The sequence below is a fragment of the Mesorhizobium sp. M0058 genome (genome assembly GCF_040323095.1).
Taxonomy (GTDB): domain Bacteria; phylum Pseudomonadota; class Alphaproteobacteria; order Rhizobiales; family Rhizobiaceae; genus Mesorhizobium.
The window spans coordinates 73,496-99,861 of sequence record NZ_JAMYUQ010000012.1; the positions used below are offsets into that span (position 1 = coordinate 73,496).

General features: G+C 64.0%; 28 protein-coding genes and 1 pseudogene. 11 read left to right on the top strand and 18 right to left on the bottom strand.

The window, feature by feature from the left end; all coding sequences use genetic code 11:
• Nucleotides 1–121 precede the first annotated feature (121 nt).
• The 3 genes and pseudogenes from NKJ75_RS21345 to NKJ75_RS21355 all read left to right on the top strand — a co-directional run bounded on the left by NKJ75_RS21345 (nt 122) and on the right by NKJ75_RS21355 (nt 2,105).
• The gene (locus NKJ75_RS21345; protein ID WP_023673293.1) at nt 122–1,099 is read left to right on the top strand and encodes a threonine ammonia-lyase; all 978 of its coding nucleotides are present in this window, start codon (nt 122–124) and stop codon (nt 1,097–1,099) included.
• 8 nt (nt 1,100–1,107) lie between these two features.
• Nucleotides 1,108–1,488: pseudogene (locus NKJ75_RS21350) on the top strand (nuclear transport factor 2 family protein).
• A gap of 17 nt (nt 1,489–1,505) precedes the next feature.
• Nucleotides 1,506–2,105 carry a DNA-3-methyladenine glycosylase gene (locus NKJ75_RS21355; RefSeq protein WP_023681283.1) on the top strand — a complete coding sequence of 200 codons (600 nt, stop codon included), beginning with the start codon at nt 1,506–1,508 and terminating at the stop codon, nt 2,103–2,105.
• A gap of 4 nt (nt 2,106–2,109) precedes the next feature.
• Here NKJ75_RS21355 and NKJ75_RS21360 read toward each other — a convergent pair whose 3' ends face one another.
• Genes NKJ75_RS21360 through NKJ75_RS21375 form a run of 4 tightly spaced genes read right to left on the bottom strand, consistent with a single transcriptional unit; the run spans nt 2,110 to nt 5,814 of the window.
• Entirely contained in the window at nt 2,110–3,246 is a 1,137-nt protein-coding gene (locus NKJ75_RS21360) for an ABC transporter permease (RefSeq protein ID WP_023805820.1), read from the bottom strand.
• On the bottom strand, nt 3,243–4,163 hold the full coding sequence (locus tag NKJ75_RS21365) for an ABC transporter ATP-binding protein (RefSeq protein ID WP_023805821.1): 921 nt from the start codon (nt 4,161–4,163) through the stop codon (nt 3,243–3,245). Before NKJ75_RS21365 ends, NKJ75_RS21360 begins: the two co-directional genes overlap by 4 nt.
• A complete protein-coding gene (locus tag NKJ75_RS21370) occupies nt 4,160–5,113 on the bottom strand; it encodes an HlyD family secretion protein (protein WP_023805822.1) in 954 nt (317 codons plus the stop codon). Before NKJ75_RS21370 ends, NKJ75_RS21365 begins: the two co-directional genes overlap by 4 nt.
• Nucleotides 5,110–5,814, bottom strand: a complete 705-nt coding sequence (locus tag NKJ75_RS21375) for a CerR family C-terminal domain-containing protein (RefSeq protein ID WP_023805823.1) — start codon at nt 5,812–5,814, stop codon at nt 5,110–5,112. The genes NKJ75_RS21370 and NKJ75_RS21375 overlap by 4 nt, the downstream gene beginning before the upstream one ends.
• A gap of 92 nt (nt 5,815–5,906) precedes the next feature.
• On the opposite strand from NKJ75_RS21375, the gene NKJ75_RS21380 reads away from it, so the two are divergent.
• From NKJ75_RS21380 to NKJ75_RS21390, 3 genes are all read left to right on the top strand, one after another.
• Nucleotides 5,907–6,404, top strand: a complete 498-nt coding sequence (locus tag NKJ75_RS21380; RefSeq protein ID WP_023681278.1) for a CYTH domain-containing protein — start codon at nt 5,907–5,909, stop codon at nt 6,402–6,404.
• 86 nt (nt 6,405–6,490) lie between these two features.
• The gene (locus tag NKJ75_RS21385; protein WP_023825829.1) at nt 6,491–7,429 is read left to right on the top strand and encodes a CHAD domain-containing protein; all 939 of its coding nucleotides are present in this window, start codon (nt 6,491–6,493) and stop codon (nt 7,427–7,429) included.
• Between the two features lie 41 nt (nt 7,430–7,470).
• Nucleotides 7,471–8,298 (top strand): C40 family peptidase, encoded by an 828-nt coding sequence (locus tag NKJ75_RS21390; RefSeq protein ID WP_023710375.1) that lies wholly within the window; start codon nt 7,471–7,473, stop codon nt 8,296–8,298.
• A gap of 50 nt (nt 8,299–8,348) precedes the next feature.
• On the opposite strand, the gene NKJ75_RS21395 is transcribed toward NKJ75_RS21390, so the two are convergent.
• Together NKJ75_RS21395 and NKJ75_RS21400 are read right to left on the bottom strand one after the other, a co-directional pair.
• On the bottom strand, nt 8,349–9,725 hold the full coding sequence (locus NKJ75_RS21395) for an adenylate/guanylate cyclase domain-containing protein (RefSeq protein ID WP_352500150.1): 1,377 nt from the start codon (nt 9,723–9,725) through the stop codon (nt 8,349–8,351).
• Nucleotides 9,726–9,841: 116 nt separating this feature from the next.
• Complete coding sequence (locus tag NKJ75_RS21400; protein ID WP_352500151.1) at nt 9,842–10,642, bottom strand: helix-turn-helix domain-containing protein; 801 nt, start codon at nt 10,640–10,642, stop codon at nt 9,842–9,844.
• Nucleotides 10,643–10,757: 115 nt separating this feature from the next.
• Between NKJ75_RS21400 and NKJ75_RS21405 the strand changes: the two genes are divergently transcribed.
• Nucleotides 10,758–11,615, top strand: a complete 858-nt coding sequence (locus tag NKJ75_RS21405) for an SMP-30/gluconolactonase/LRE family protein (protein ID WP_352500152.1) — start codon at nt 10,758–10,760, stop codon at nt 11,613–11,615.
• An 18-nt stretch (nt 11,616–11,633) separates the two neighbouring features.
• On the opposite strand, the gene NKJ75_RS21410 is transcribed toward NKJ75_RS21405, so the two are convergent.
• The 4 genes from NKJ75_RS21410 to NKJ75_RS21425 all read right to left on the bottom strand — a co-directional run bounded on the left by NKJ75_RS21410 (nt 11,634) and on the right by NKJ75_RS21425 (nt 15,049).
• A complete protein-coding gene (locus tag NKJ75_RS21410; protein ID WP_352500153.1) occupies nt 11,634–13,355 on the bottom strand; it encodes a SulP family inorganic anion transporter in 1,722 nt (573 codons plus the stop codon).
• 79 nt (nt 13,356–13,434) lie between these two features.
• Nucleotides 13,435–13,704 (bottom strand): helix-turn-helix domain-containing protein, encoded by a 270-nt coding sequence (locus NKJ75_RS21415; protein ID WP_023673276.1) that lies wholly within the window; start codon nt 13,702–13,704, stop codon nt 13,435–13,437.
• Between the two features lie 288 nt (nt 13,705–13,992).
• Nucleotides 13,993–14,703 (bottom strand): phosphatase PAP2 family protein, encoded by a 711-nt coding sequence (locus NKJ75_RS21420; RefSeq protein WP_023687516.1) that lies wholly within the window; start codon nt 14,701–14,703, stop codon nt 13,993–13,995.
• Between the two features lie 4 nt (nt 14,704–14,707).
• Nucleotides 14,708–15,049 (bottom strand): hypothetical protein, encoded by a 342-nt coding sequence (locus tag NKJ75_RS21425; RefSeq protein WP_023681268.1) that lies wholly within the window; start codon nt 15,047–15,049, stop codon nt 14,708–14,710.
• A gap of 230 nt (nt 15,050–15,279) precedes the next feature.
• Here NKJ75_RS21425 and NKJ75_RS21430 point away from each other — a divergent pair, with 230 nt between their 5' ends.
• The gene (locus tag NKJ75_RS21430; protein WP_023673272.1) at nt 15,280–15,504 is read left to right on the top strand and encodes a hypothetical protein; all 225 of its coding nucleotides are present in this window, start codon (nt 15,280–15,282) and stop codon (nt 15,502–15,504) included.
• A 119-nt stretch (nt 15,505–15,623) separates the two neighbouring features.
• Here the strand turns inward: NKJ75_RS21430 and NKJ75_RS21435 are convergent, their stop codons facing one another.
• The 3 genes from NKJ75_RS21435 to NKJ75_RS21445 all read right to left on the bottom strand — a co-directional run bounded on the left by NKJ75_RS21435 (nt 15,624) and on the right by NKJ75_RS21445 (nt 18,326).
• Complete coding sequence (locus NKJ75_RS21435; RefSeq protein ID WP_352500154.1) at nt 15,624–16,304, bottom strand: GNAT family N-acetyltransferase; 681 nt, start codon at nt 16,302–16,304, stop codon at nt 15,624–15,626.
• Complete coding sequence (locus NKJ75_RS21440; protein WP_023687520.1) at nt 16,301–16,786, bottom strand: MarR family winged helix-turn-helix transcriptional regulator; 486 nt, start codon at nt 16,784–16,786, stop codon at nt 16,301–16,303. The genes NKJ75_RS21435 and NKJ75_RS21440 overlap by 4 nt, the downstream gene beginning before the upstream one ends.
• A 394-nt stretch (nt 16,787–17,180) precedes the next feature.
• Complete coding sequence (locus NKJ75_RS21445) at nt 17,181–18,326, bottom strand: flavin-containing monooxygenase (protein ID WP_352500155.1); 1,146 nt, start codon at nt 18,324–18,326, stop codon at nt 17,181–17,183.
• 187 nt (nt 18,327–18,513) lie between these two features.
• Here NKJ75_RS21445 and NKJ75_RS21450 point away from each other — a divergent pair, with 187 nt between their 5' ends.
• Nucleotides 18,514–19,545, top strand: coding sequence for a phosphatidylglycerol lysyltransferase domain-containing protein (locus tag NKJ75_RS21450; RefSeq protein WP_023703862.1), 1,032 nt, complete (start codon nt 18,514–18,516; stop codon nt 19,543–19,545).
• Nucleotides 19,546–19,737: 192 nt separating this feature from the next.
• Here NKJ75_RS21450 and NKJ75_RS21455 read toward each other — a convergent pair whose 3' ends face one another.
• Both NKJ75_RS21455 and NKJ75_RS21460 read right to left on the bottom strand, forming a co-directional pair.
• On the bottom strand, nt 19,738–20,499 hold the full coding sequence (locus NKJ75_RS21455) for an ABC transporter permease (RefSeq protein ID WP_023703863.1): 762 nt from the start codon (nt 20,497–20,499) through the stop codon (nt 19,738–19,740).
• Nucleotides 20,496–21,422 (bottom strand): ABC transporter ATP-binding protein, encoded by a 927-nt coding sequence (locus tag NKJ75_RS21460; protein WP_023692970.1) that lies wholly within the window; start codon nt 21,420–21,422, stop codon nt 20,496–20,498. Before NKJ75_RS21460 ends, NKJ75_RS21455 begins: the two co-directional genes overlap by 4 nt.
• 270 nt (nt 21,423–21,692) lie before the next feature.
• Between NKJ75_RS21460 and NKJ75_RS21465 the strand changes: the two genes are divergently transcribed.
• Both NKJ75_RS21465 and NKJ75_RS21470 read left to right on the top strand, forming a co-directional pair.
• The gene (locus NKJ75_RS21465) at nt 21,693–23,054 is read left to right on the top strand and encodes a cytochrome ubiquinol oxidase subunit I (protein WP_352500156.1); all 1,362 of its coding nucleotides are present in this window, start codon (nt 21,693–21,695) and stop codon (nt 23,052–23,054) included.
• A 108-nt stretch (nt 23,055–23,162) separates the two neighbouring features.
• Complete coding sequence (locus tag NKJ75_RS21470; RefSeq protein ID WP_023673264.1) at nt 23,163–24,167, top strand: cytochrome d ubiquinol oxidase subunit II; 1,005 nt, start codon at nt 23,163–23,165, stop codon at nt 24,165–24,167.
• A gap of 165 nt (nt 24,168–24,332) precedes the next feature.
• Here NKJ75_RS21470 and msrA read toward each other — a convergent pair whose 3' ends face one another.
• The 3 genes from msrA to NKJ75_RS21485 form a co-directional block, all read right to left on the bottom strand.
• Nucleotides 24,333–25,058: a peptide-methionine (S)-S-oxide reductase MsrA gene (gene msrA / locus NKJ75_RS21475; protein WP_352500157.1), complete on the bottom strand. Its 726-nt coding sequence runs from the start codon at nt 25,056–25,058 to the stop codon at nt 24,333–24,335.
• A gap of 111 nt (nt 25,059–25,169) precedes the next feature.
• Nucleotides 25,170–25,454: a hypothetical protein gene (locus tag NKJ75_RS21480; RefSeq protein ID WP_023816156.1), complete on the bottom strand. Its 285-nt coding sequence runs from the start codon at nt 25,452–25,454 to the stop codon at nt 25,170–25,172.
• 78 nt (nt 25,455–25,532) lie between these two features.
• Complete coding sequence (locus NKJ75_RS21485; RefSeq protein ID WP_502896468.1) at nt 25,533–26,234, bottom strand: DUF1223 domain-containing protein; 702 nt, start codon at nt 26,232–26,234, stop codon at nt 25,533–25,535.
• Nucleotides 26,235–26,366: the final 132 nt, after the last annotated feature.

The window sequence follows — 26,366 nt, forward strand, 5'->3', positions numbered from 1 at the left end:
CAGTTTGACCCTCGTCGCCGCTCATGCCCGCCAAACTTTGTAACGGTCACATTTTTTCATTGGTGCGTGGCCTGCCTTTGCGTGCACCATGCGCCGATCTCATCCCTTTCAGGACTTCGCCATGACCACGCTTCCCGGGATCGCCGACATCCATGCCGCCGCCGCGCGGCTCTCCGGCCTGATCGCCGAAACGACCTTGATCGAATCGCTGGAACTCAACAAACGCTTCGGCGGCCGCATCCTGTTCAAGCCGGAGACGCTGCAGCGCACCGGCTCGTTCAAATTCCGCGGCGCCTACAACAAACTGTCTTCGCTGAGCGAAGAAGAGCGCAGCCGCGGCGTCGTCGCCTTCTCCTCAGGCAACCATGCTCAGGGCGTCGCCGCGGCGGCTGCCATGTTCGGCGTCAAGGCGGTCATTGCCATGCCGGCCGACGCGCCGGCGATGAAGATCGCCAATGTCCGCAAGATGGGCGCCGAAGTGGTGCCGTTCGACCGCTTTCGCGACGACCGCATGACGGTGGTGCGACCCTACATGGACAAGGGCATGGTGCTGGTGCCTCCTTTCGACGATCCGGCCATCATCGCCGGCCAGGGCACGATCGGTCTCGAACTGATGCGCCAGGCAAAAGCGCTCGGCGTCAGCCTCGATGCGGTCGTCATTCCCTGTGGAGGCGGCGGCCTGACGAGCGGCATTTCGATCGCCGTCAAGGATGCCTCGCCGGCCACAGCAGTCTGGGCCGTTGAGCCCGAGCATTTCGACGACACCCGCCGCTCGCTGATCGAGGGAAAAAGGGTTTCTAACGAGCCCGGCCACAGTTCGATCTGCGATGCCATCCTCACCGCAGAGCCCGGTGCCATCACCTTCGAGATCAACCGCAAGAACCTCGCCGGCGCCATCGCCGTCTCCGACAAGGCGGCCGCACAGGCGGTGCGCGACGCCATGGCCCATCTCAAGCTGGTGGTCGAACCCGGCGGCTGCGTGGCGCTGGCGGCGCTCTCGTCAGGCGAGATCGAACTGTCGGGCAAATGCGTCGCCGTCGTGCTGTCAGGCGGCAATGTCGATTTCACCACCTATGCCGAGATCATGGCCGCGGCCTGAGAACCGATATGGCAGACGCTGAGATAAGGGCGGCTCTCGATCGCCATTGGGCTGCCTCCGATGCCAATGATCTGGAGACGGAGCATCAGATCTATCGCGAGGACGCGGTGCTCGATTATCCGCAATCAGGCGAGCGCATCAGCGGACGGCACAACATCCAGTCGTCGCGCGCCACGCAGCCCAACCGGAAGCGCTTTGCCGTGCGGCGGATCACCGGGTCAGGCGACCTCTGGATCACCGAATATGTACTGACCTATGACGGGATTCCGTCCTATACGGTGAGCATCATGGAGTTCGTCGATGGCTAGGTGGTTCGCGAGACCCAGTATTTCGGCGATCCGTTCGAGCCGGGGCAGTCGCGCGCGCAATGGGTCGAACGGATACCTTGAAACACGGCGGCGGTAGCATGACCGGCCACCATCCGCTCGATCGTGCCGAACTGCCTGATGATACGGCCGATCTCGCCCGCTATCTCATCGGCAAGCTCGTGGTGCGGGAGCTGCCGGAAGGCATCGTCAGCGGCCGTATCGTCGAGACCGAGGCCTATGTCACCGGCGACGCCGCCGGGCACGGCTATCGCGGCATGACGCCGCGCAACCGTTCGCTGTTCCTCGGGCCCGGACACGCCTACGTCTACCTCGCCTATGGGGTCTCCTGGATGCTCAATGTCTCGAGCGAGGGGCCGGGCACCGGCACCGGCGTGCTGATCCGGGCGCTGGAGCCGCTCGAAGGCATCGCCATCATGCGGCTGAACCGGGGCGTGGAGCGCCTGCGCGACCTGGCGCGCGGGCCGGGGCGGCTCGCCCAGGCATTGCGGATCGACCGTTCGCTGGACGGCCTCGATCTGTGCCGCCAAGGCCCGCTATGGCTGGCAGCCGACGAGCACGAGCCCGGCGACATCGGCCAAGGCATCCGCATCGGCATCACGAAGGATGCGGACCGCCCGCTGCGGTTCTATGTCAGGGGCAGTCCGTTCGTCAGCGGTCCGCCATCGCTCAATTCCTGAACGCTCAGTCGAGCGTGCGCCTGAACCGCACCAATGCGACGCCGGCAAACAGGGCCACGAACCCGACCAGCCAGGCGATCTCGCCCGCAACCGCCGGCAGTTCGGCGCCCTTCAGCATCACCGCGCGGGTGATGCGCAGAAAATGCGTCAGCGGAAAAATCTCGCCGAAGGTCTGCGCCCAGCCCGGCATGCCGCGATAGGGGAACATGAAGCCGGACAGCAGGATCGACGGCAAGAAGAAGAAGAAGGTCAGCTGCAGCGCCTGCATCTGCGTGCGGGCGATGGTCGAGATGGTGTAGCCAAGCAGCACCAGCGCCAGCACGAACACCAATACGGCTGTAAGCAGCAGCGACATCGAGCCGGTGAAAGGAATGGCGAACAGAAGCTTCGACGCCGCCAGCACCACCACCACCTGGACGCCGCCGACCACCAGATAGGGCAGCACCTTGCCCAGCATGATCTCGAACGGGCTGGACGGCATGGCGAGCAGGTTTTCCATAGTGCCGCGCTCGGTCTCGCGGGTCAGCGCGATCGAGGTCATCATCACCAGGGTCATCTGCAGGATGACGCCGAGCAGGCCGGGCACGATGTTGTATTGCGAGATGCCTTCCGGATTGTAGCGCTGGTGCACCACCACATCGAGCTGGCCCCTGGCGGCCTCACTCGCCGCCTCCTGCATGCCTTGCGCCCGAAGCAGCGCCTGGCTGGCCACTTTGCTTAGCGTCGAGATGGCGCCGCTGGCGGCGGCCGGGTCGGTTGCGTCGGCCTCGATCAGGATCTGCGGATTGTCGCCGCGCTCCACCCGACGGCCGAAATCGGCCGGGATGGTGACGACGAAGGCGACATCGCCGCGCGCCATCAGGAATTCAGCATGCTCGGCACTTTGCGCGACATGGTCGAAGCGGTAGTAGCCGGTCGTCTGCAGAGCCGCGACGATGGCGCGGGTGTAGGGGTCGTTGCTGGTCGCCACCAGTGCGGCAGGCAGGCTTTTGGGATCGTTGTTGATGGCGTAGCCGAACAGCACCAGCTGCAAAAGCGGCACGCCCAGCATCATGGCGAAGGTGATGCGGTCGCGCCGCATCTGGATGAATTCCTTGATCAGCAGCGCACCGAGCCTGGCGAAGGAGAAGACGCTGTTCATGCCATATTGTCCTTCGAGCCGGACATGAACTGGATGAAGACGTCCTCGAGGCTGGTCTCGCCGGGTTTTACGCTGACACCCTTGTGCTCCTTCTCGACATCGGCGAGCGCCTTTTCGAGCTTTGCCTTGTCGGAGCCGACGACATGCAGCGTCGCGCCGAACGGCGCCACCTGGTCGACGCCGGGCCGGTCCCTGAGTGCATCGGCGACCTGGTCGAGGCGCGGTCCCTGCAGCACGAAGGTGGTCAGACCGGCATTCGTCACCACCTCGTCCACCGTGCCGGTGGCCAGCATCTTGCCGTAGGAGATGTAGCTGATTCGGTGGCAGCGCTCGGCTTCGTCCATGTAGTGGGTGGACACCAGCACGGTCAGACCGCCGCTCGCCAGCCGGTGGATCTCGTCCCAGAATTCGCGCCGCGCCTTCGGATCGACGCCGGCGGTCGGCTCGTCGAGCAGCAGCAGCTTCGGCTTGTGCATGATGCAGGCGGCCAGTGCCAGCCGCTGCTTCCAGCCGCCCGACAGCGTGCCGGCGAGCTGGTTGCGGCGGCTCGTCAGGCCAAGCTCTTCCAGCGTTTTCGACACATGCTCCTCGACCGGCTTCAGCCGGTAGAGCCGCGCCACGAATTCGAGATTCTCGCCGATCGTCAAATCCTCGTAGAACGAGAATTTCTGCGTCATGTAGCCGACTTCGCGCTTGATGCGGAGCGACTCGGTGCGGATGTTGAAACCCAGCACCGTACCTTCGCCCTCGTCGGGCGTCAGCAGGCCGCACATGATGCGGATGGTCGTCGTCTTGCCGGACCCGTTGGGCCCGAGAAAGCCGACGATCTCGCCCTCTGCCACCTTCATCGTCACATGGTCGACGACAGTCTTGTCGCCGAAACGCTTGACCAGGCCATGAACGTCGATGGCGTTCATTTTGCGGAGGCCGCCAGCTCGACATCGACGATCTGTCCCGGCTGCAGCGCTTGCGCCTTGCCCTCAGGCCGCGCCTCGACGAGGTAGACCAGCTTCTGCCGGTTCTCGAGCGAGTAGATCACCGGCGGGGTGAATTCCGGGTCGGGCGAGACATAGCTGACGCGCGCCTTCACCTCCGGCCCGCAGCCGTCGCAATGGACGACAAGCAGCGTGCCGACCTTGATCGACGAGAACGCACTTTCCGGGACATAGACGCTGAGCTTTACCGCACCGTCCGGCAACATCGAAATGACAGGCGCGGTCGGACCGGCGGTGTCGCCGGGATTGCGGATGACGTCATTGATGCGGCCGGGCGAGGGTGCCGCCAGCACGCGCTTCGATAGCCGCCACTCAGCCTGTTCCAACGCCGACTGCGCCTGTTTGACCTGATTGTCTGCCGCCTTGATCGTTTCGGGACGCGCAGGCAGACCGCCGACGGCGAGGTTGGCCTGCGCCTGGCCGACCTGCGCATTGGCGGTCTCCAGCGTCGCGGCGGCGGTGTCGTAGTCGGCCTGCGTGCCGGCACCGCGCTTGAACAGGTCGGCGGCGCGGTCGTATTTGCGCTTGGCATCCGTGGCCTGGGCCTTGGCCATGTCGACCTCGGCCTTCAGCACCGCGATCTCCTCCGGCCGCTTGCCGATCTGCAGGTCGGCCAGCTGCGCCTGCGCCTGGGCGAGCGCGGCATCTGCCTGGGCGACGGCGATTTTTGCGTCGGCGCTTTCGAGAGTCACCACCGGCGTGCCTGATACAACACGGTCGCCGCGCTTGACCGCGACGGTCTCGACCTGCGCCACTTCGATCGGCGCCAGCAAGACATAGTCGCCCTCGACATAGCCGACGGCAAGCGGCGCTGCCGGCGCGCAGGCGCCGAACAGCTGGGCTGCGAGCGGCAGGGAACAGAGAAAACTCATCGCTTGCCCTCCTTGCGGGCGACCGGATTGCGGGCCGCCAGTATGGCGCCAAGATTGCTTGTGACCGCCGCCACCACCTTGGCGGCTTCGGTGTTACCGATCTCGCGCCAGCCCATACGACGCATCACTGCTTCGCGGCCGATGCGGAAATAGATGACCTGGCCGATCAGCGTGAAGACTACGAGCTTGGTGGCCTCGCTTTCGGCCGGCTCGCCCGTCGCCTGTTCCCAGATCTGGCAGAGGCGGCGATGCGTCGGTTCGAACACCCCGTCATAGATGCGGTCGAGGGCGGCCGTCGGATGCGACAACTCTCTAAGTACGAATTGTACGATCTCGCCAGCTTCCGGTCTGGCTACGATAAACGCCACCATCGCTTCCAGCGCGGCGAACAATTGTGCCCTCGCCGCCTCCGGGCCGGCTTGACCCGGCAATTGCGTGCCGCCGAGCGCCTGGCCGGCAACCGACTGGATGGTTTCGACGATGTGGTCGGCGGCGGCCGCGCGCAACCCTTCCTTGCCGCCGAAATGATAGGCGATCGAGCCGATGTTGGCCTTGGCCTCGGCGGCGATCTCACGCGTCGACGTGCCGTCGAACCCTTGCCGTCCGAACAGCTTGAGCGCCGAAAGCACGAGTGCGGCGCGCGTCTGCTCTGCGGGGGATGTCTCCTGGCGGGGCGTTTTATCGGCTACGGTTTTGATCATGCTGGGCACTTTAATCAATCGATTGATTAAAGTCAAATTGATTATCCGCGGCGGCTTGCCATGTCGGGCCGCAGACGCTTTAGTGCGCGGCCATGGGCAAGGAAGTCGAGCGCAAGTTCCTGGTCTCCAGCGCCGAATGGCTAGAAATGGCCGAGGCGAATATACGCATTCGCCAGTTCTATCTTGCCGCAGCACCTGGCCGCACCGTGCGCGTGCGCATCAGCGACGGCAGTTCGGCGAAGCTGACGCTTAAATTCGGCAGCAAGATCCGCGAGCGCGACGAATACGAATATGAAATTCCTCTGACTGATGCCGAGGAGATGCTGGCCTTCGCCATCGGACATGTCATCGAGAAGACACGCCACCATGTTAGGCATCGCGGCTATCTCTACGAAGTCGATGTTTTCGGCGGGATCCTAGCCGGCCTTGTGGTGGCCGAACTGGAGACGCCGGAGGATGTACCTGACGAAATGCTGCCTGATTGGCTCGGCCGCGAAGTGACCGGCGAGCAGAGATTTTACAACGCGTCGCTCGCCCTAGAGCCGGATGATTTTAGGTCGGGTCGACCTAAAATCGGAATCCGGCTCTAAATCAAAAGAGATGGACCATGATGTCGTCCGAAAACCGCTTCACACTTTTCGGCATCATGCTCTAGGGGGATTCCGGAGATCGCCGCATGAGCTTTCGCATCGATCCGCGCCTGCCGCTGACCGGCGAGGTCAGGCGTATCCTTGGCGAGGAGATCGGCAAGGCGCTTGCCCATCTGGCCGTCGCGCGCGACCAGCCGGAGCAGGCATTGCACAAATGCCGCAAGCGGCTGAAGAGCGCGCGCGCCTTGCTGCGGCTGGTCCGTTCCGGAAATGAAACATTCTGTCCGACTGAGAACCAATGCTACCGTCAGGTGGCGGCGCTGCTTGCCGGGCCGCGCGAGGCGACCGCGCTGGTCGAGACCGTCGACCGGCTGGCAGCCGCCTTTCCCGAGCAGGTTGCCGGCGGCGGCCTCGACAGCGTGCGCGACCGGCTGATTGCCCGCCAGCATGAAATGCATGCCGGCGCCGGCCTCGACGCCGCCATAGGCGCGGCCACCGCCGCCTGCGAGGAAGGCCTGATCAGGATAGAGCGGCTGCTGCTCCCCGATCTGCCTGAGCATGCAGCCGATGTGCTTGCGGAAGGCGCTCGCAAGACCTTGCGCCGTGCCAGGAAGGCCCTGGACCGGGCGGGATCGCGCGGCGAAGGAGAGGATTTCCACGATCTGCGCAAGGCTGCCAAGACCCACTCGATGCATTTGTCGCTGCTCGGCCGGCTGTGGCCGACGCCGATCAAGGTGCGGCGCAAGGCAGTTGATGAACTTGGCGAAAAACTCGGCGAACTGCACGACGTCTTCGTCATGCGCGTGTTGCTCGAGGCCGACGGTGAGCCGCTCGGCGATGCGCAGGACACAAGGCTTCTTGGCAAGCTTTTGAAGCGCTCGGAAAAAAGCCTGAAGAAGAGCTGCCTTGCCGGAGCGGCCGAGTTGTTCGGCGACAGCCCCAAGCGCTCGACGAAGAAACTCGCGCGCAATGCGCGCGACGACCTCGCCGGCCCGGCATCGTCGGAAGAGGTCCCGGTCGGTTGATCATGGCCGAGGACGTCACCTCGTGCTAGTCACACTTTGCCATGACCGCGCCGCGCGACACGCTTCTCGACCGCCTTGGCCGCTGGCTTGCCGGCCGGCTGCAGGACGAATCCTCCGGCTATGAGCCCTACACGCCGTCCGACGCCGAGACGTTGCGGCGCACGCTCGAGCCCGGCGACATCCTGCTCATCGAAGGCAACCAGAAGATCTCGGCGGCAATCAAATACCTGACACAGTCGACCTGGTCGCATGCGGCTTTCTATATCGGCGATGCCTTGTCCGAGCCGGAGGACGGATCGGAACGGCGTCGGCTGATCGAAGTCACGCTCGGCGAAGGCTGTGTCGCCGTGCCGCTGTCGCGCTACCGCACCTACAATACCCGTATCTGCCGGGCGAGCGGGCTGACCCCGGAAGACCGCGACCATGTCGTCGCCTTCATGATCGGCAAGCTCGGCCTGAAATACGATCTCAAGAACATTTTCGACATGCTGCGCTTTTTCCTGCCGACGCCACCGGTGCCGGTGCGCTGGCGCCGCCGCATGCTGGCTTTCGGTTCCGGCGATCCGACCCGCGCCATCTGCTCGACGCTGATCGCCGAAGCCTATGGCGAGATCCGCTACCCGATCCTGCCCGAGATCACCCGCGCGCCCGGCCGCGCCTCGGCGCAGTCGAACTATTCGCGCCGCGAAATCCTGCACATCCGCCACCACTCGCTCTACACGCCGCGCGACTTCGACCTGTCACCCTTCTTCCGCATCGTGAAACCGACGCTGGAATTTGGGTTCGACTACCGGGCGGTGACCTGGGAGGACAAGGCAGGCACCGACGCCGCAGCCGCGAAGGCTGGCGCAATCGCCTCAGACACGTGATGGCTTCGGCCTGAGTCATGAGGTTCAGGCGTCTCACATGGCGGCCTGCATCACGCCGAAACCGCAATGGCGCCCTGGTTTTCGGCCCTGTGTTCGACCCAGACATGGACCGGTTCGTCCCGGCCGCGGATGCTCACCGGCCCATGGTCGCGCGCATTCAGCTGTGTCCCGAGCGATTCCGCCTTCGCGGCCTCGATCAGTCGTGACCCAAAGCAAATATTCGCCTGAAGCTCACGGCAGAGCGCCTGCAAACGGCTGGCGACGTTGACGGTGTCGCCCACCACCGCGAAGGACAGGTTGCGCTCGCTGCCGACCGCGCCGAGGACGACGGCGCCATATTGTGCACCGATCCGAACGTCCAGCGGCGGATATCCCCTGGACACACGCTGGACATTCCAGTCTTCGATAGCGGCGATCATCGCTTCAGCGCACCGGATGGCCCGGGTTGCGTCGTCATGGCTGGCTTGCGGAACCCCGAAGGTCGCCATGATGCAATCGCCGATATAGTTGTCGACGGTGCCATGGTGGTCGAAAACGACCTGCTCCATGCGACGGTGGAACTGACGCAGTAGTTCGAACACTGCTTCGGCCGGATGATCCTCGGAATAGTGTGTGAAGCCGACGATGTCGGCGAACAGCACCGCGATATCCTGCCGGCGGACCGGGCCGAAGGGCTCGTCATCCGTGGCGAGCTGGTCGACGACATTGGGCGAAAAATGCCGGGCGAGATTGGCGCGGGCGCGCTCCGCCTTGACATAGTCTTCCGACAGATGCCGGGAACGGGAGACGACCAGCGCCATGATCGCGCCGATAATCAGGACAACCAACACATTGGTCGCCTGCGCGAACGTATCGACGAAATTGGGGTTGAGATAGAGATTCAGTCGCTCTGTCATCGGCAGCGAATAGAGGTTCGTTGCCGGAATGACGGTTCCCACATGAAAAACCACCCATCCCACCCCGATCGTCCACGTCAAGGCCGCGAGCGCGCCGAGATAGAGCGCCAATCGTGTCGAAAGGGTCAGCGCGCCAAGGCATACGAAAATCAGCAGGAATTTGAAGCTGCCCTCGCGCAGTTGCATCGCGGCCGGCGCGACCTCGAGGGAAAACGGGTTGGGCGTTACCAGCAGAACGGTCAACAGAATGATGTCCAGCGTACCGACGAGGTAACCGATCCACCATGGCGCGTTGCGACGGCGCGCAAAGCGAAACTGGATCAGGCCGACGAGTTGGAACAGCGCGAGGCCCGCCAGCACGAAGAGCAGCGAGGCATCCCAACGGCTGATCAAGGAAAAGAAGCAGGAGATCACGGCGAGCGATGCCGTGCGCGCCCAGAACTGCAATGCAGCACCCTGGCGTTCTGCGCGCTCCCGCAAATTTTTCAGGCGCGAATAGCGGCGAAGTTCAAGTGTTGGCGCGGTCGGCATAGGATCACTTCGATTTTGCGGGGACGGTCACGCATTCGGCAAACCCGCCCCGTACAGTCTGGCAAATCAGCGCGCGAACTCTATCATGGTTTCGTTTTTGAAACGCGGCTGGCGCGTCAAGCCGGCAACGGGCGGCGTCCCTTTGCCGGAGCGGTGGGCCGGTCGGACGCACCGGCATCCCTGGGGTGCGGGCCGATCGGCATGATCGCCGGAAACGGGGTTGCGCCAAAAGCAAACGTCCATTTGTAGCCGGTCAGCCCGTCTTCCGGCGTCGTGTTCTGGTCGTGATGGGCGAGCAGTTTGGCGCGCTCGGCCAGTTCCTCCGCCTCGCGCTTCACCATCTCCGCCGTCTCCGGCCGCATCCGCCTGGAGAATGAGACGAAGGTCGCTTCCCGCTCCAGATGGGTGATCGCCCAGCCGATGAAATTCTTGTTTGTCATCTCGAACAGCGGCCTGAGCGGCCCTTCGAAATTCCACTGGATCGGTGTGTCGACCAGCAGCCGTGCCGACAACCCGCTGCCCAGCGCAATGAGGCCGAGCGCTTCGAGATCGCGCAGATAGAGGAACATCGACGCTTCGCTCAAGCCCTGCGAGCGCATGACGCCCTCGGGCGTGAATTTCTCCGATAGCATGACGAAGATGAACAGCAGCGCCGGCCGTCCGGCAAGCTTGCGCTCGACCTCTGGCGCGATGCGGTTGACCGGTCCCGGCCCCCGATTCATCGACCCCAGCACGTTTTCCAGCTCGACGCCGGCGGCAGCGCAGATCCCGACGAGACGGTCGAGCTTGCAGTTGCGCTCGTGGAAGATGCGCTTGACCGTCGGCTCGGAAACGCCCATCCGCCCGGCAAGCTCACGATAGGTGACGCCCTTGGCCTTCAGCGTCCGCTTCAGCGCCTCGAAGATCAGGCCGTTCATGGAATGCACCTCTTTTGCGCCATTTCGTATCGGTTTCCGATACTAGCTCGAATCGTCCTTCCGGAAAAGTATCGAAACTCCTAGCTCTCCGCCATCCATCACAGGAGACCTGGCCATGAAAACCCTCATCACCTCGATTTGCGTCGCCGCCTTCGCTATCGCGCTCGCACCTGCGGCCGAGGCCGCCGAACTCTGGCGCGCCTCGGGCTTCGAGCAACCGGAATCGGCGCTGTTCGATGCCGCCAACCACCGCATCATCGTCTCCAACATCGTCGGCAATCCCGGTGAAGCCGACGGCAACGGCTATCTCTCGGTGCTATCGCTGGACGGCAAGGTCGTTAGCCGGCACTGGACCGCCGGCATGGATGCACCGAAGGGCTCGGCAATCTCCGGCGGCAAGCTCTACGTCGCCGACATCACCAAGGTGCGCATCGTCGATCTCGCCAGCGGCAAGCTCATCTCGACCATCGATGTGCCCGGCGCCGTTTTCCTCAATGACGTGACATCGGACTCATCGGGCAAGGTTTATGTCACCGACATGCTTGCCGATGCGATCTACCGCATTGATGGCGACAGGCCGGAACTTTTCGTGAAGGATGCGAAGCTCGCCGCACCCAACGGCATCTTTGCCGATGGAGGTCGGCTGATCGTGGCGTCCTGGGGCAAGGGCATCAAGCCGGACTTCAGCACTGCCGCGCCCGGCGGCCTGCTGTCGGTCGATCTCGCGACGAAAGCCGTGACGCCGCTGCCTGGCGCACAAAACTTTGCCGACCTCGATGGCGTCGTCGCCATCGGCGACAGCATCTACGCCACTGCCTTCATGACCGGCACGCTCTATCGGTACAAAGTCGGCGAGGCGCCGGAGGCTGTAGAGCAGTTCAAGCCGGGCAGCGCCGATATCGGCACAGATGGCACGCGGATCTTCGTGCCGCTGATGAACGAGGGCGAGATCGCGGTGCTGAGCCTGGACTGACGGCGCACACTTGCCGGCTCAGCCAGCGGGCGCGGCTTTGAGTTGCGCCCGCGAATCCTTGATCGAGGCGGCAAAGGTCACCAGCGGCCGCTTGACGCCGTGGTTGATCAGCATGCGCCGTGTCTGCGGCGAGGCGCCGGCGATGATGAAACGCACGCCGGCGCGTTTCGCCTTGTGCGCCGCGCCCTCGATGACATTGGCCGCGGTGGAATCGAAGAACGGCACCGCCGAACAATCGAGGATGAAGTTCTTGCGCTGGTCGGCGATGCGGTCGAGCACCGTGCCGACAGTCGAGGCGGCGCCGAAGAAGAAGGCGCCGGAGATGCGATAGACGACGGTGTCGGCGTCGCTTGCCTCGCTTGCATCGTAGGCGCGGCCGCTGCTGTCGGCGACATCGTCCTGCACCAGCGGCAAATCCGCCTCCACGGCGATCGACTTGGCCATACGATCGATGAACAGGATCGAGCCTAGCGCGAAACCGACGACGATGCCTTCGGTGAGGTCGCGGAAGACGACGATCAGGAAGGTTGCCATCAGCACCAGGGCGTCGCCGCGCGAAGCGCGCAGCAACGTGGCGAAGGCCTGCTTCTCGAACATGTTCCAGCAGACAACCGCCAGCACACCCGCAAGGGCGGCAAGCGGGATGTAGCTGGCCAGCGGTGCGGCCACCAGCATGAAGACCAGCAGAAAAAGCGAATGCAGCATGCCGGAAACCGGCCCATGCGCGCCGGCCCGCACATTGGTGGCGGTGCGGGCGATGGTGCCGGTGGTGCAGATGCCGCCGAACAGGGCAGACGCGATGTTGGCAAAGCCTTGCGCCACCAGTTCGCAATTGGAACGGTGACGCCGCCCGGTCATGCCATCGGCGACCACGGCCGAGAGCAGCGATTCGATGGCACCGAGCAGCGCAAAAGCCACCGCATCCGGCAGCACCGCAATCGCCTTGTCGAGGTTGAGTCCCGGCAGTGCCGGCAACGGCAGGCTGCGCGGAATGCCGCCATAGCGCGTGCCGATCGTTTCCGCCGGCAGCGAAAGCAGCGCCACGACAAGGGAGGCCAGTCCGACGGCGATCAGCATGCCCGGCCAGCCGGGCCGCCAGCGCTTCACCCCGACGATGGTGGCGATGGTCAGCGCCGCCACCAGCGTTGCCGAGATATTGAGCGTGCCGGCCGCGTGGCCGATCGCCATCAGCTTCGGCAGCAGCGGCCCGGGCTCCGGCCCGGCAAGCCTCAGCCCGAACAGTTCCACGATCTGGCCGGAGAAGATGATGATCGAGATGCCGGCGGTGAAGCCGACCGTCACCGGGTAAGGGATGAATTTGATATAGGTTCCGAGCCGGAGATAGCCGATGGCGAGCAGGAAGATGCCGGCCATCATCGTCGCCAGCAGCAGTCCGTCGACGCCTTCGCGCTGCACCGTCGCCGCCACCAGCACGATGAAGGCGCCGGCCGGGCCGCCGATCTGGAAGCGGCTGCCGCCGAGCGCCGAGACGATGAAGCCGCCGACAATGGCGGTGAACAGGCCGCGCTCCGGCGTCACGCCCGAAGCAATCGCAATCGCCATCGACAGCGGCAACGCGACAATAGCGACGGTCAGCCCGGCCATGAAGTCGGCCTTGAACTGCGGCAGGCGGTAACCTTCGCGCCAGACCGTCACCAGCTTGGGCGTGAACAGCTCTGAAAATGTCGGCTTTGCCGACTTCTGGGCCGGTTGATGCACTGCCCGCCGGATCTGATCCATGGACTGCCTTCCGCTTGCGTGAAGGCGGCGGGATCGTCGGCAGGACTGTCGGCGGTCGCCGTCGCGACTATATGCCGGCTCAGCCTTGCGGGTTCGGCGGCGCGACCGGCTTGAGGCGCACGCCCCGGCCGCCGCGCTCGCTGGTCTGGTTCTCGCCGATGAGCTCCACCCCGGCCTCGTCGAGAGCCTGGATAACCTTCATCAGCGTATCGACCACACCCCTGACCACGCCGTCACTCGCTTCCATGCGCTGGATTGTCGGAAGCGAAACGCCGGCACGCTCGGCGAGTGTCTTCTGATCGATGCCGGCCAGCGCCCTCGCGGCGCGCATCTGGGCGGCAGTGATCATCGGTCGGAACCCCCGTCTGAGTCTGCGGAGACGACGTGTAATACAATCATAGTGATGTTTCAACCATCATAAAGCATACATGAAACATGATCTCCTCACAAAGCCGGATGGCGGGATACGGGATGAGCATGCTACGTTAACCGCCTTGGCTCTTATTGGCGGGGAAATATCAGTTGAAGATTTTCAGGACCTTGACGACGTCGGCAGCCTTGCTGTCGGCGGTTTTTCTGCTGGCAGGCTGCGGACACGGGCTGATCAACCGGCTGATTTGAATGTCGCTCCGGATCGTCAGTCTTCGGGCTCGTTGCCATCGGCCACCGCCTTGTTCCGCTGCAGCATTCGCGCCGCCAGCCAGCACAGCGTCGCCCAGGTGAAGCCGGCGCACCATCCCGCCAGCACGTCGGAAGGCCAGTGGACGCCGAGATAGACGCGGCTGACGCCGACCAGCAGCGTTACCAGCACCGCCAGGCTGAGGACATAGATTTTCGTCGTTCGTCCCGGCAGGAAGCGCGCTGCCAGTGAGCCCAGCGTGAGATAGGTCACCGCCGACAGCATGGCGTGGCCGCTGGGAAACGACAGCGACGTCTCGTTGGCCAGGTGCGAGACAAGATCGGGGCGCGGCCGGTCGATGCCGGCCTTGAGCAAGGTTGACAGCAGCTGCCCGCCGGCCACCGCGACAAAGATCAGCAGCGCCGTCCTCGGCCTGCGGATCAGCAGGAGGTAGACGATCACCGCCGTTACGATCAGCACCAGCACGCTGGAGCTGCCGAGGCTGGTGATGTCGCGCATCGCGCCTTCCAGCCATGCCGGGCCGACGGGAACATCCGGCTGACCCACTTTTCGGAAAGCGAGCAGGATCTCAGTATCGAAAGCGTGCGGCGTGGTGGCCCGCGCCACCTCCATCAGTTCCTCGAAGCCCCACAGCCCGGCGGCTATCACCAGCCCGGCCAGCAGCACCGGAAATTCAAGCCAGTTGGTGAACGCACGCGGGGTCTTCATCGGACTACAATCGCCCCTGCAGGTAAGGCCCGAGCGAGATCAGCACCACCGCCGCGATGGCCAGCACGATGCCGGTCGCCTGCAAGGCGTTGACGCGTTCGCCGAAGAACACCAGCGCCACCACATTGACCGCCACCAGCTGGATCACCGCCGACAGACTGAACGACACCGACATGCCGAACTCACGAACCAGCCGCAGCATCATCAGATTGCCCGCCGTATAGAGCGCCAGTGTCAGCACGATCTTGCCAAGGCTTGGCGCCAGCCCCCATTGCTTGGCCGCGATGGCCGCCAGCAGGAAGATCACCGTCGAAATGACGAGCTGCGCCAGTCCCCAGAAACTCACTTTTGTGCCTCGCTGTCCTTTGTGGCAGCTCTTGTTTCGCAAGCGTGGCGGCACGTCAAGCAGACTGCGGCGGAACAGGCCACGGCCGAGGTGCTGAATGAATGGCAGCGCGATCGCGGTCTGACTGCCACGCTCGGTCGGATTCGTGCAAACCCAGGCAGCTGCGCTCAAGCATTGGAAAAGAATGGACTTTTAAACATGGCGCCCTACCTCTTCTGGAGGAGAGTGCCATGCCAAAGTCCGTCTATGACCGTGGCCTGCTGAAACCCGACGACATCGCCAGGCTGCAACGCGTGTTCGACGAAGCCTGCCGCAGGCGCGACGTGCATCCCGATTCGGCGGAGGCGCGGGAGATCGCGCTGAACCTGCTTGCGCTGCACAATGCCGGCATGGTCGAGGAAGATATGCTTATGGAAACCGTGGGTTTCCGCCGGTTGGAGCCGAAATCAGCCTGAGGCCCGCAAGGCGGCCCTGGAGCGATTCCAGGAAAAGTGTGAAGCGGTTTTCCGTCCGGAATTGCGTAAAAATAAAGGCCTAGGAGCGGTTCGCCGTTTCCGTGAAACGGTGAAACGCTCTAGCCGGCGCGCTGCACGACGGCCACATTCATCTCTGCCCGCAGCCTGAAGCCGATGGATTCGTACAATCCAACCGCGTTGGCATTGCTGGCATAGGCATGCAGGTAGGGAACTTCGCCGCGCGCAAAAATTCGGTTGGCCACGAACACCGACAGCAGCCGGCCGAGGCCGCTGCCGCGAAATTCGGGATGCGAGCAGACGCCGCTGAGTTCGCTGTAGCCGGGCTGCTTCATGCGCTCGCCGGCCATCGCCGCCAGCCGGTCGTCGATTTTCACGCCCCAGAACTCGCCGAGGCTCAGCGCCTTGAGCGTGAACGGGCCGGGCTTGGTCAGTGACGCCAAAGCAAGCATCTCGGCCGCGTCGTCCTGCGTCAGCTGCTGCACACGCTCGTCCGACACGGAAGGCAATGGCGCCTCGGCAACCATCTGAACGCCGAAGGCGGTCACGGTCGCGGTCAGTTCCGGCGGCAAGGCAACGGGGTCCGCCTGGAGCATGAACACGCTCTCACCTGCAGGAATGAGGCTTGCGAGCGCCTGCAGACTCTCACCGTCGTCTGCCCCGGAAGCCGCGAAGGGGACGATCGAGGAGGGATAGCGCCTGGCGAGCCTGTCGCCATACGCAAAGATCCGATGCCGCGTGTCGAGCGCGCTCCAGACCGGACGATCGAGGACATGGCTCATGGCGCGACATCCTGTTTCACACGGCGGTCGAGCGGGGCCGCCGCCAGGCCGTCCTCCATTGCCGAGAGTTGTTCGAGAAGCGGCCCTGCAAGGCCTTTGCACAAGTCGGCAACGGCGTTCTCGATGCGCGGCCAAACGTCCCGCTTCGCCTTATCGACCAGGCGCTGGCCGTTCGCGGTCAGCGAGATCATCCTGCGGCGCTGGTCGTCGTTCGATGGCGCGGCCTCGACCAGCCCCAACTCGGCCAGCAGCGCCACGCTGCGCGTCACCCCCGGCTGGGTGATCCCCAGTGACTGCGCCAGTTCGCCGACAGGCAGCGGCCCAAGCCGGTCGAGCGCGGCCAGCAGAGGATACTGGCTGGACTGCACCGGCACCTCCAGCCCATCGAGCATGCGCTGCGTATCGGCCTGCAACTGCTCGCCGATGCGCTTCAGCCTGCTGCCGAGGGTGAGGTAGCCAAGGGATCGAATGATGTCTTCCATGGGTGGTCCGTCTCCTGGATAACCATAACATGTTATATAACGATGCAATGAACGAGTTCAAGCGCCTGCTTTGGAGGTTGGCCGCAAGCATCTCAACTTCGTCATCCTTGGGCGAAGCAGGAGCGAAGCTCCGTCGCGGAGACCCAGGGATCATGCCTTGGCCGTGGAAGCAGCGGAGCAGAACCTGCAACGCAGCGTAGTTCAGAAGTCACGGCATGGATCCTCGGGTCTGCGCCGTCGCTACGCTCCTTGCTTCGCCCGTGGATGACGACGGGATCGGCGTTTCATTCAATCGCCAGGATATTCGATCCGTCTTGCAGATGCGTTGAACCACTAGTCCGCGCCATAGCAGCAGCCCGAAGTGCGCGGTGGTTCTCCGTCCAGAAGCGCTCGTCTACAACCCCTTGGCGATCTGACGGGCAATCGCTTCGGCCTGCAGGCCGGCGCTGTGAAAATAGCTGGTCAGGCTTGGCCGCATGCCGATGAACCACAGGCCGGGCTGGCCGCTCGGGGTGCCGCCATTGGCCTTCGGCACGCCCTTGGCGTCGAGCACGCCGAGATCGCCCAGCATGGCCTCCAGGCCGGTGCGATAGCCGGTTGCCGCGATCACCACATCCGGCTCGAGCACCGTGCCGTCGTTCAGCCGCACGCCGGCGCCTTCGAAAGCCGCCACCGGCGCCACCACCGAAATCCATCCGGCCTTCAGCGCGGCAACCGCGCCGTCGTCAACGGCGGCGATCTGCTCGACGCCGAGCCGGCTGGCGCCGCCTTTCGGCGCCGGCGGCAGGCCGAAGCGGGCGAGGTCGCCGAACACCAGCCGCTGCGTCGCGGCAATCGCGGCATCGGCAATCCACGTCGGCAGCATCGCCATGAAACCGCCGAAGCGCGCCACGGCGACCTTGCCGATCCGTTTCGGCATCAGCGACGGACCCTGCCTGGCTGACAACCAGATGGCCTTGGTGTCGGCACGGGCGAGGTGGTTGAGCACGTCGAAGCCGGAATTTCCGGCCCCGACCACCAGCACGCTTTTGCCCACATAGTCCTGTGCTGTGCCGAAATCGGCGGCGTGGCTAAGTTTGCCGGTGAAAGTCGCCTTGCCTTGCCAGTCCGGCGTCCATGGCAAGCGGTCGCGGCCGGTGGCGACGATGACATTGCGGGCGCTCAGCGTTTCCCGGCCCGTATGGACGAGCCAGCCATTGCCTCTGCGTTCGATCCGCTCGACGGCGGTGCCGAATTCGACCCTTATGCCGCGCGCGCGGGCAAAATCCTCGAGATAACCGATGATGGCATCCTTGTTCGGAAAGGCGGCGGTGCGGGGCGGATAGGCAAGGCCGGGCAGGGTCGACAGCGCGCGATGCGTGTTTAGGGTCAGCTTCTCGTGCCGCCGTCGCCACGGTTCGGCGATCCGCGGCTCCTTTTCAAGCACGACGACCCGCACGCCGCGCCGGCCAAGCGCGTCGGCGGCCGCCAGCCCCGCCGCTCCGGCGCCGATGACGATAACCGTATAGTCGGGTCCTTTCGGCCCCAGGACGATAGGCATCGTTTCGCTTGTCGTAGCCGCCATTCGGTCGAGATTTCCTTTCAGGTGCGCCATGGGGACCCGTCCTATATGGCACGTCCCATATGGCACAGGGGCGATATGATCGATAATGAGGTCGCGTCAATGCGACTGATTCGAGGCCTTGGGGGCAAGCCTCTGTTTATCATCGGCACGCGGAAGCTCGACCATGCCCTCCTTGCGCATCTTTCTCGACAGACTGCTGGAGGGCGCCGCAGCCAAGGTGCCGCGCCAGGATTTTTCGCATGTCGAGCGGCTGGCGCTTGTCCGCCAGCACGGCGACTTCTCGCTGGCCTATTCGACCGCCGTGCAGCAAAAACTGTCCTATTTCGGCGACGCCGACGGCTACATCGCCTTCGGCACCAAGATGAAGCACCATTTCGCGCTCGGTGACCCGGTGGCCCATCCGGCCGATCGGCCCGACTATATCAGGCGCTTTGTCGAAGCCGCCGACAGCCCGTGGTTCGTGCAGATCGGCGAACCGACGGCGCGCGTTCTGGCCGGGCTCGGCTACCAGGTCAACCGTCTCGGCGTCGACACGCGGCTGGAACTGCCGGCTCACGATTTTTCCGGCAAGCGCAACGAAACCGTGCGGTATTCCGAACGCTGGCTGTTGAAGAAGGGGTTTTCCTTTGGCGAAGGAGCGGTCTATCTCGACGAGGTCCAGCGCCTGTCACAGAACTGGCGGGCCGACCGCATCGTCAAGCGGTGGGAGATGGCGTTCCTCAACCGCCCCTTTGCCGATCATCTCGGCATCGATATGCGCCGTTTCGTGCTCTACAGCCCGGAAGGCGAGCTCGTCGCTCTGCTCGATTTCGATCCGATGTTCCGGGATGGCAAGGTGATCGGCTACACCACCTCGTTCAAGCGCAAGCACATCGATGCCTCGCCGCATGCCGAAATCGGGCTGACCAAATTCGCCGTCGACCGGTTTCGCAATGAGGGCATTTCGGTCGTCACGCTCGGCCTGTCGCCGATGCTCGAGGTCGGAGCCAACGGCTTTGCCGAATCGAGCTTCTGGCGCAACGCCTTCGCGCGGGCCTATGAGTCGCCCTGGGTCAACCGCAGCAAGTTCAACCTCAAGGGCCAGGCGGCGTTCAAGCGCCGCTTCCACGGCATCGAGGAACCGACCTACATCGCCTTCCGCCAAGGCAGGCTGATCGAGATGCTGGGGTTGCTGCGCCTCATCAAGGCGATCTAGCAAGAACCGTGGCGGCCAACGTGGCCAATTTGCCCTCAGCAAAACTGTTGATTTGACCGGCGCACGGGCGATCGCCTATTTGCATGTCGCTCAAAAGTGGTCCCGATTTGAGCAAACGACATGCATAAAAACAAAGACCTAATGCGCGTCGCCTGAGTCCGTTCAAACGCGACGCGCTTTAGAGCGGCAGGGTCAGTTGCGCAGCCGGTAGCCGGTGCGGAAGATCCAGGCGACGATGGCGATGCAGATGGCGAGGAACACCGTCGTCATGCCCAGGCTGACGGCGACCGAGACATCGGACTTGCCGTAAAAGCTCCAGCGGAAACCGCTGATCAGGTAGACGACCGGGTTGAACAGCGTCACCGTGCGCCAGGTCTCGGGCAGCATGTTGATCGAATAGAAGCTGCCGCCGAGGAAGGTCAGCGGCGTGATGATCAACAGCGGCACCAGCTGCAATTGCTCGAAGCTTTTCGCCCAGATGCCGATGATGAAGCCGAACAGGCTGAAGGTCACCGCCGTCAAGACAAGGAAGGCCAGCATCCAGAACGGATGCTGGATGGTGAGCGGCACGAACAGCGAGGCCGTCGCCAGGATGATCAAGCCGAGGATGATCGACTTGGTCGCGGCGCCGCCGACATAGGCGATGACGATCTCCAGATACGACACCGGCGCCGACAAGAGCTCGTAGATGGAGCCGACGAATTTCGGGAAATAGATGGCAAAGGAGGCGTTGGAGATCGACTGCGTCAACAGCGACAGCATGATCAGGCCGGGCACGATGAAGGCGCCGTAGCTGATGCCGTCAATCTCGGTGATGCGCGAGCCGATGGCCGAGCCGAAGACGACGAAATAAAGCGATGTCGAGATCACCGGCGAGACGATGCTCTGCAGCACGGTGCGGAACGCACGCGCCATCTCGACCCGGTAGATCGCCCATACTGCTCGCCAATTCATGGCTCTTGCCTCAACAGATTGACGAAGATCTCCTCGAGCGAGCTGTTTTGCGTGTCCATGTCGCGGAACTGGATGCCTGCCGTCTCGAGTTCGCGCAGCAGCGATGCGACGCCGGGGCGTTCGCTCTGGTTGTCATAGGTGTAGGTCAGCTGTGTGCCATCGCCCGACAGCTCCAAGGCGTAGTGCGAGAATGCATCGGGAATGGCGGTGAGCGGGTTGCGCAATTCGACGATCAGGCGCTTGCGGCCGAGCTTGCGCATCAGTTCGGCCTTGCCCTCCACCAGGATGATCTCGCCGCGGTTGATGACGCCGACACGGTCGGCCATCGCCTCGGCCTCTTCGATATAGTGCGTGGTGAGGATGATGGTGACGCCGTCGTCGCGCAGCCGTCGCACCATCGCCCACATGTCCTGGCGCAGTTCGACGTCGACGCCGGCCGTGGGTTCGTCGAGGAACAGGATGCGCGGCTCATGTGACAGCGCCTTTGCAATCATCAGCCGCCGCTTCATGCCGCCCGACAGCGTGATCGCCTTGGCGTCCTTCTTGTCCCACAACGACAGGTCGCGCAGCACCTTTTCGACGAAGCCCGGATTGGGCGCCTTGCCAAACAGGCCGCGGCTGTAGGTTACGGTTGCCCAGACGCTCTCGAACGCGTCGATGGTCAGCTCCTGCGGCACCAGCCCGATCAGGCTGCGCGCGGCGCGGTAGTCTCGGTTGATGTCGTGGCCGTCGACGGTCACCGTTCCCGACGAACGGTTGACGATGCCGCAGACGATCGAGATGAGCGTCGTCTTGCCGGCGCCGTTCGGCCCCAGCAGCGCGAAAATCTCGCCGCGTTCGATGTCGAGGTTGATTTCCTTCAGCGCCTTGAAGCCGGTGGCGTAGGTCTTGGTGACCCCGGAAATCGAAATGATGGAAGGCAAATTAGTGGAAGACATGAGGCCGAAAACGACTGTTTGAAAGAGGCGGGGATTATTATTGCGCTGAATGTCGGTGCGCACGGCGCGAAGTCAATGCCGCTGCTGACAATTGTGGACAAACGTTCCCCTTTTGCCGTTTCGTCATGGGGGTATCGGGGCACTGACGGATTGATCCCATCTGCTGCGACAACGCGCCCCGCGTGACGCCAAGCCGCTTTGACCGGACCGCATCCGCCGCCTATTCTGCGCCAACAAACAGCAGCCGGAGCCCGCATGGACCCGCTCATCCTGTCGCGAATGCAGTTCGGGGCGAATATCTCGTTCCACATCCTGTTTCCGACCATCACGATTGCGCTTGGCTGGGTGCTGCTGTTCTTCAAGCTCCGCTACAACGCCACCAATGATTCCGCCTGGATGCGCGCCTATTTCACCTGGGTGAAAGTGTTCGCGCTGTCCTTCGCCATGGGCGTGGTCTCCGGCGTCACCATGAGCTTCCAGTTCGGCACCAACTGGCCGGGCTATATGGAGCATGTAGGCAACATCGCCGGGCCGCTGCTTGCCTACGAGATCCTCACCGCCTTCTTCCTCGAAGCGGCCTTCCTCGGCATCATGCTGTTCGGCTTCCGCCGCGTCTCCAACCGCGTCCACACGCTGGCGACGGTGTTGGTCGCCGGCGGCACCACGCTGTCGGCCTTCTGGATCATTGCGCTGAACTCCTGGATGCAGACGCCGGCCGGCTTCGAGATGATCGACGGCAAGGCGCATCCCGTCGACTGGTGGGCGATCGTCTTCAACCCGTCCATGCCCTACCGTCTGACGCATATGCTGCTTGCCTCCGGCCTGACGGTGTCGTTCCTGATCGCCGGCCTGTCGGCGCTGCGCTACCTCACCGGCGACCGGTCGGAATCGATGTGGAAGGCGCTGCGCACCGGCGTCTTCACCGCCGCCATCCTGATCCCGATCCAGATCTTTGCCGGCGACCAGCACGGGCTGAATACGCTGGAGCACCAGCCGCAGAAGATCGCCGCCATGGAGGCGAACTGGAACACCGGCCCCAACGTGCCGCTGGTGCTGTTTGCGCTGCCCGACGAGGCGGCGAAGGAAAACAAATTCGAGATCGCCATTCCCGACGGCGCCAGCCTGGTGCTGCGCCACGCCACCAGCGGTATCGTTCCGGGGCTCAACGACTACCCCGGCCTGCACCCGCCGGTGTTCCCAGTGTTCTGGGGCTTCCGCATCATGGTCGGCACCGGCATTTTGATGCTCATCGTCTCGTGGTCGGCGACCTTCTTCCTCAAGCGCCGGCACAGCCTGCCGAGGCCGCTGGCCATGCTGATGGTGCCGATGGCGCTCTCCGGCTGGCTGGCGACGCTCGCCGGCTGGTACACCACCGAAATCGGCCGCCAGCCCTGGCTGGTCACCGGCGTGCTGAAAACCGCCGACGCTATCGGCCCGGTCGCCGGCAGCCATGTCGCGCTGACGCTCGCCATCTATCTCATCCTCTATGTGCTGCTGTTGATCGCCTATCTCGGCGTGCTGGTGCACCTGGCGCTGAAGGCCGCCAAGGACGGCGATACCTCGCCGCTGCCGGGCGTGATGAAGACGGCGATGTCGCAACCGGCCGCAGCGGAGTGAGGAATGGTCCGCGTAGCGGACGAAAAGCCAACGATTTGGCTTTTCGAATGACGAACGCCCGGAGCCATAGCGAAGGGCAGAACCGTTGATGAGAGGGATGACAGACCGATGAGCTTCGACTGGCCAACCGCGCTGCCCCTGATCTTCGCCGGCCTGATGGGCCTCGCCATCCTGATCTACGTCATTCTCGACGGTTTCGATCTCGGCATCGGCATCCTGTTCTCGGTCGCCGAAGATGCCGAGCAGGACACCATGATCGCGGCAATAGGCCCGTTCTGGGATGCCAACGAGACCTGGCTGGTGCTGGCCGTCGGCCTGCTCCTGGTCGCCTTCCCGCTGGCGCATGGCGTCATCCTCACCGCGCTCTACATTCCGGTCTTCGTGCTTTTGGTCGGCCTCATCCTGCGCGGCGTCGCCTTCGATTTCCGCGCCAAAGTGCCTGCCGGCAAGAAGCATCGCTGGAACCGCATTTTCTTCCTCGGTTCCGTCATCGCCTCGCTGGCGCAAGGCTATATGCTCGGCGTCTATGTGCTCGGCCTCGATGTCGGTTTTGGCGGCATCGCTTTCGGGGCGCTGGTGGCGCTCTGCCTGTCGGCGGCCTATGCAGCGATGGGCGCGGCCTGGGTCATCTACAAGACCGAGGGCGAATTGCAGAGGAAGGCGGTGGCCTGGCTGCGCACGGCCCTTGTGCTGACCGCGCTCGGCATGGCGGCGGTGTCGCTGGCGACCCCATTCGCCAGCCCGCGCATCTTCGCCAAATGGTTCGTCTGGCCCGAAATGCTCTATCTGTCGCCGCTGCCGATCCTGTCGGCGCTGCTGTTTATGTGGCTGTGGCGGCAGACCTTCCACCTGCCCAAGCCCGACGACCGCCATGCGCTGCGGCCGTTCCTGACGCTCGCCACCATCTTCGCGCTCGGCTTTGCCGGGCTTGCCTGGTCGTTCTACCCCTTCGTGGTGCCCGACAGGCTGACCATCTGGCAGGCGGCGTCGGCGACGGAAAGCCTCGCCATCATCCTCGCCGGCACGGTGGTCGTGCTGCCGGTGATCATCTTCTATTCGTTCTATGCGTATCGGGTGTTTGGGGGGAAGGCGACGGATCTGACGTATGATTGAGGGGAGCTGATCTCCCCCCTTGAGGGGGAGATGGCCGGCAGGCCAGAGGGGGTCGCCGCGCGTGGAGCGCTAACCTTCTTCTGCCGCAGGAGGTCGCGTCCGGTCGGACCGACCCCCTCTGTCGCCTCCGGCGACATCTCCCCCTCGAGGGGGGAGATTAGGTGCTCAGCTCTTCCCCGCCAGCACGAGCACCGGCTTCTCGCTATACAACCCCGGGAACAGCGCCTTCAAATTCGCCACCTTGGGCAGATCGTTGTAGACGATGTAGGGGTAGGTCGGGTTCAGCGTCAGAAAGTCCTGGTGATATTCCTCGGCCGGATAGAAGGTTTTGCCCGTCTCCAGCGTGGTGACGATCGGCTTGGCAAACACTTTCGCCTGGTCGAGCTGGGCGATGTAGCTCTGCGCGATCTTCTGCTGCTCGCCATTCTCGGCAAAGATCGTCGAGCGGTACTGGGTGCCCGAGTCCGGGCCTTGGAAGTTCAACTGCGTCGGGTTGTGGGCGACCGAGAAATAGACCTGCAGCAGCTGGCCATAGGTCACCTTGGACGGATCGTAGGTGATCTCGACCGATTCGGCGTGGCCGGTGCGGCCGCTGCCCACCGTTTCGTAAACGGCGTCATCCTTGGCGCCGCCGGTGTAGCCGGAGACGGCCTTGGTCACGCCCTTGACGTGCTGGAACACGCCCTGCACGCCCCAGAAGCAGCCGCCGGCGAAGATAGCCTTCTCGCTGCCGCTGGCGGCCTTCTCGTCCACTGCCGGCGGCGGGATCACCACCGCGTCCTCGGCCGAGCGCGCCGGGCTCTGCCAGAAGGCGGCCGCCGCGGCGGCGACGATGAGCGCGGCAAGCGCGCTCTTGAAGATCGGCGTTCTCGTCCTTGCAATGCCGGTCATGTCTGATCTCCTTGATGGTGGCGAAGACTATACGACAGAACGTCCCGCCAGGTTTCTCAAATTGCCGTGCGCCGGCCCGGCCATTGTGCGGCCGGGCCATGGGATCAAGCCTTATTGCGCGGGCGCCATGGCGTCCGCCGGCTTCATCGCATCCGTTGCGGGCTTCATGGCATCGGCCGGTTTCATGGCGTCGGTGGCGGGTTTCATTGCATTCGTCGCCATTGGGTCGGCGGGCTTCATGGCATCGGTCGCCGGCGCCATGGCATCGGTCGCGGGCTTCATCGCCTCGGTGGCCATCGCCGGCTTCATGGCGTTGGTCGCTTCGTCGGCACGGGCGCCGGCGGCGAAGCCGGTCATCGAAAGCGTAAGGGCGAGCGCGGTCAGGGTCTTGCTCATGATGGTATTCCTCCTTGAAGAGGGCGCGCGGATGCGAGCCCGGTTATGCCGCGCTAGCGGCGTTGCGTAGAAAAAGAATCAGTCGGCGGCTGCAGCCAGGATCGGCCGACCACCCGGCGACTGCACCAGCACGGCGGTGCTCAAGCCGCCGGAGGCTGCCGGCAATGGCAGCGTGGTGGCGTCGCCGCTCCAGCTGCCGAGTTTCTCCAGCGAGTGCACGACATTGGCATGCGGCAGCGTGCGGCCGGTGTTCTCGCCGCGCGCCACCGGCACCTCGACGACGCCCTTGTTGTAGCGAACCAGCCAGACATCGGCGCGGCCGGCCGGCGCGGAACCGACGCCGATGCTGATCTTGCCGCCGTCTAGCGACAGCGTCGGCCCCTTCGTGCGGCCATTCGCGGAAATCAGCTGCTCGATCTCGCCTGGTGCCGCGCCCACCGCGTCGGCACCGCCATTGACCACCACTTGCGGCGTGAACGGGCCGGAGCGGCCGAGCGACGGCTCATAGCGCACCTGGCGCTGGGTGAATTCCTCGCGGCCGAAAATGTCCTTCCAGCCGAGATAGTCCCAGTAGGTGACGTTGAACGACAGCGCCAGAACGCCCGGCTGGTCCTTGACCTTGATCAGGTTGGCATTGGCCGGCGGACAGGACGAACAGCCCTGGCTGGTGAACAATTCGACCACGGTGAGCGGCTGGGCGAAGGCGGCGCCGCCAAGCATCATCAGCGCCGCGCCTACGGCAACCAGCATGCCGGCGCGTTTTGGGTTAAGTCCAGTCATCGGGGGTCTCCGTTGCGGCGGGTTCATCCCACACTTCGTCGCTGCCCGAGGCTTCGTTACATGGTTCACCGCTTCGTGATTGGGGGCGGACGCGTCGTTGCCTTCTCCCCTTGTGGGAGAAGGTGGATCGGC

Coding starts and splice junctions, on each gene's coding strand:
- NKJ75_RS21360 (WP_023805820.1), bottom strand. CDS start 3,246: ATGAACAGCGTCTTCTCCTTCGCCAGGCTCGGTGCGCTGCTGATCAAG.
- NKJ75_RS21445 (WP_352500155.1), bottom strand. CDS start 18,326: ATGCCTATCGTCCTGGGGCCGAAAGGACCCGACTATACGGTTATCGTC.
- NKJ75_RS21440 (WP_023687520.1), bottom strand. CDS start 16,786: ATGGAAGACATCATTCGATCCCTTGGCTACCTCACCCTCGGCAGCAGG.
- NKJ75_RS21415 (WP_023673276.1), bottom strand. CDS start 13,704: ATGATCACTGCCGCCCAGATGCGCGCCGCGAGGGCGCTGGCCGGCATC.
- NKJ75_RS21450 (WP_023703862.1), top strand. CDS start 18,514: ATGCCCTCCTTGCGCATCTTTCTCGACAGACTGCTGGAGGGCGCCGCA.
- NKJ75_RS21465 (WP_352500156.1), top strand. CDS start 21,693: ATGGACCCGCTCATCCTGTCGCGAATGCAGTTCGGGGCGAATATCTCG.
- NKJ75_RS21390 (WP_023710375.1), top strand. CDS start 7,471: ATGACCGCGCCGCGCGACACGCTTCTCGACCGCCTTGGCCGCTGGCTT.
- msrA (WP_352500157.1), bottom strand. CDS start 25,058: ATGACCGGCATTGCAAGGACGAGAACGCCGATCTTCAAGAGCGCGCTT.
- NKJ75_RS21470 (WP_023673264.1), top strand. CDS start 23,163: ATGAGCTTCGACTGGCCAACCGCGCTGCCCCTGATCTTCGCCGGCCTG.
- NKJ75_RS21385 (WP_023825829.1), top strand. CDS start 6,491: ATGAGCTTTCGCATCGATCCGCGCCTGCCGCTGACCGGCGAGGTCAGG.
- NKJ75_RS21355 (WP_023681283.1), top strand. CDS start 1,506: ATGACCGGCCACCATCCGCTCGATCGTGCCGAACTGCCTGATGATACG.
- NKJ75_RS21345 (WP_023673293.1), top strand. CDS start 122: ATGACCACGCTTCCCGGGATCGCCGACATCCATGCCGCCGCCGCGCGG.
- NKJ75_RS21410 (WP_352500153.1), bottom strand. CDS start 13,355: ATGGATCAGATCCGGCGGGCAGTGCATCAACCGGCCCAGAAGTCGGCA.
- NKJ75_RS21430 (WP_023673272.1), top strand. CDS start 15,280: ATGCCAAAGTCCGTCTATGACCGTGGCCTGCTGAAACCCGACGACATC.
- NKJ75_RS21395 (WP_352500150.1), bottom strand. CDS start 9,725: ATGCCGACCGCGCCAACACTTGAACTTCGCCGCTATTCGCGCCTGAAA.
- NKJ75_RS21405 (WP_352500152.1), top strand. CDS start 10,758: ATGAAAACCCTCATCACCTCGATTTGCGTCGCCGCCTTCGCTATCGCG.
- NKJ75_RS21485 (WP_502896468.1), bottom strand. CDS start 26,234: ATGACTGGACTTAACCCAAAACGCGCCGGCATGCTGGTTGCCGTAGGC.
- NKJ75_RS21365 (WP_023805821.1), bottom strand. CDS start 4,163: ATGAACGCCATCGACGTTCATGGCCTGGTCAAGCGTTTCGGCGACAAG.
- NKJ75_RS21420 (WP_023687516.1), bottom strand. CDS start 14,703: ATGAAGACCCCGCGTGCGTTCACCAACTGGCTTGAATTTCCGGTGCTG.
- NKJ75_RS21480 (WP_023816156.1), bottom strand. CDS start 25,454: ATGAGCAAGACCCTGACCGCGCTCGCCCTTACGCTTTCGATGACCGGC.
- NKJ75_RS21400 (WP_352500151.1), bottom strand. CDS start 10,642: ATGAACGGCCTGATCTTCGAGGCGCTGAAGCGGACGCTGAAGGCCAAG.
- NKJ75_RS21375 (WP_023805823.1), bottom strand. CDS start 5,814: ATGATCAAAACCGTAGCCGATAAAACGCCCCGCCAGGAGACATCCCCC.
- NKJ75_RS21435 (WP_352500154.1), bottom strand. CDS start 16,304: ATGAGCCATGTCCTCGATCGTCCGGTCTGGAGCGCGCTCGACACGCGG.
- NKJ75_RS21455 (WP_023703863.1), bottom strand. CDS start 20,499: ATGAATTGGCGAGCAGTATGGGCGATCTACCGGGTCGAGATGGCGCGT.
- NKJ75_RS21380 (WP_023681278.1), top strand. CDS start 5,907: ATGGGCAAGGAAGTCGAGCGCAAGTTCCTGGTCTCCAGCGCCGAATGG.
- NKJ75_RS21370 (WP_023805822.1), bottom strand. CDS start 5,113: ATGAGTTTTCTCTGTTCCCTGCCGCTCGCAGCCCAGCTGTTCGGCGCC.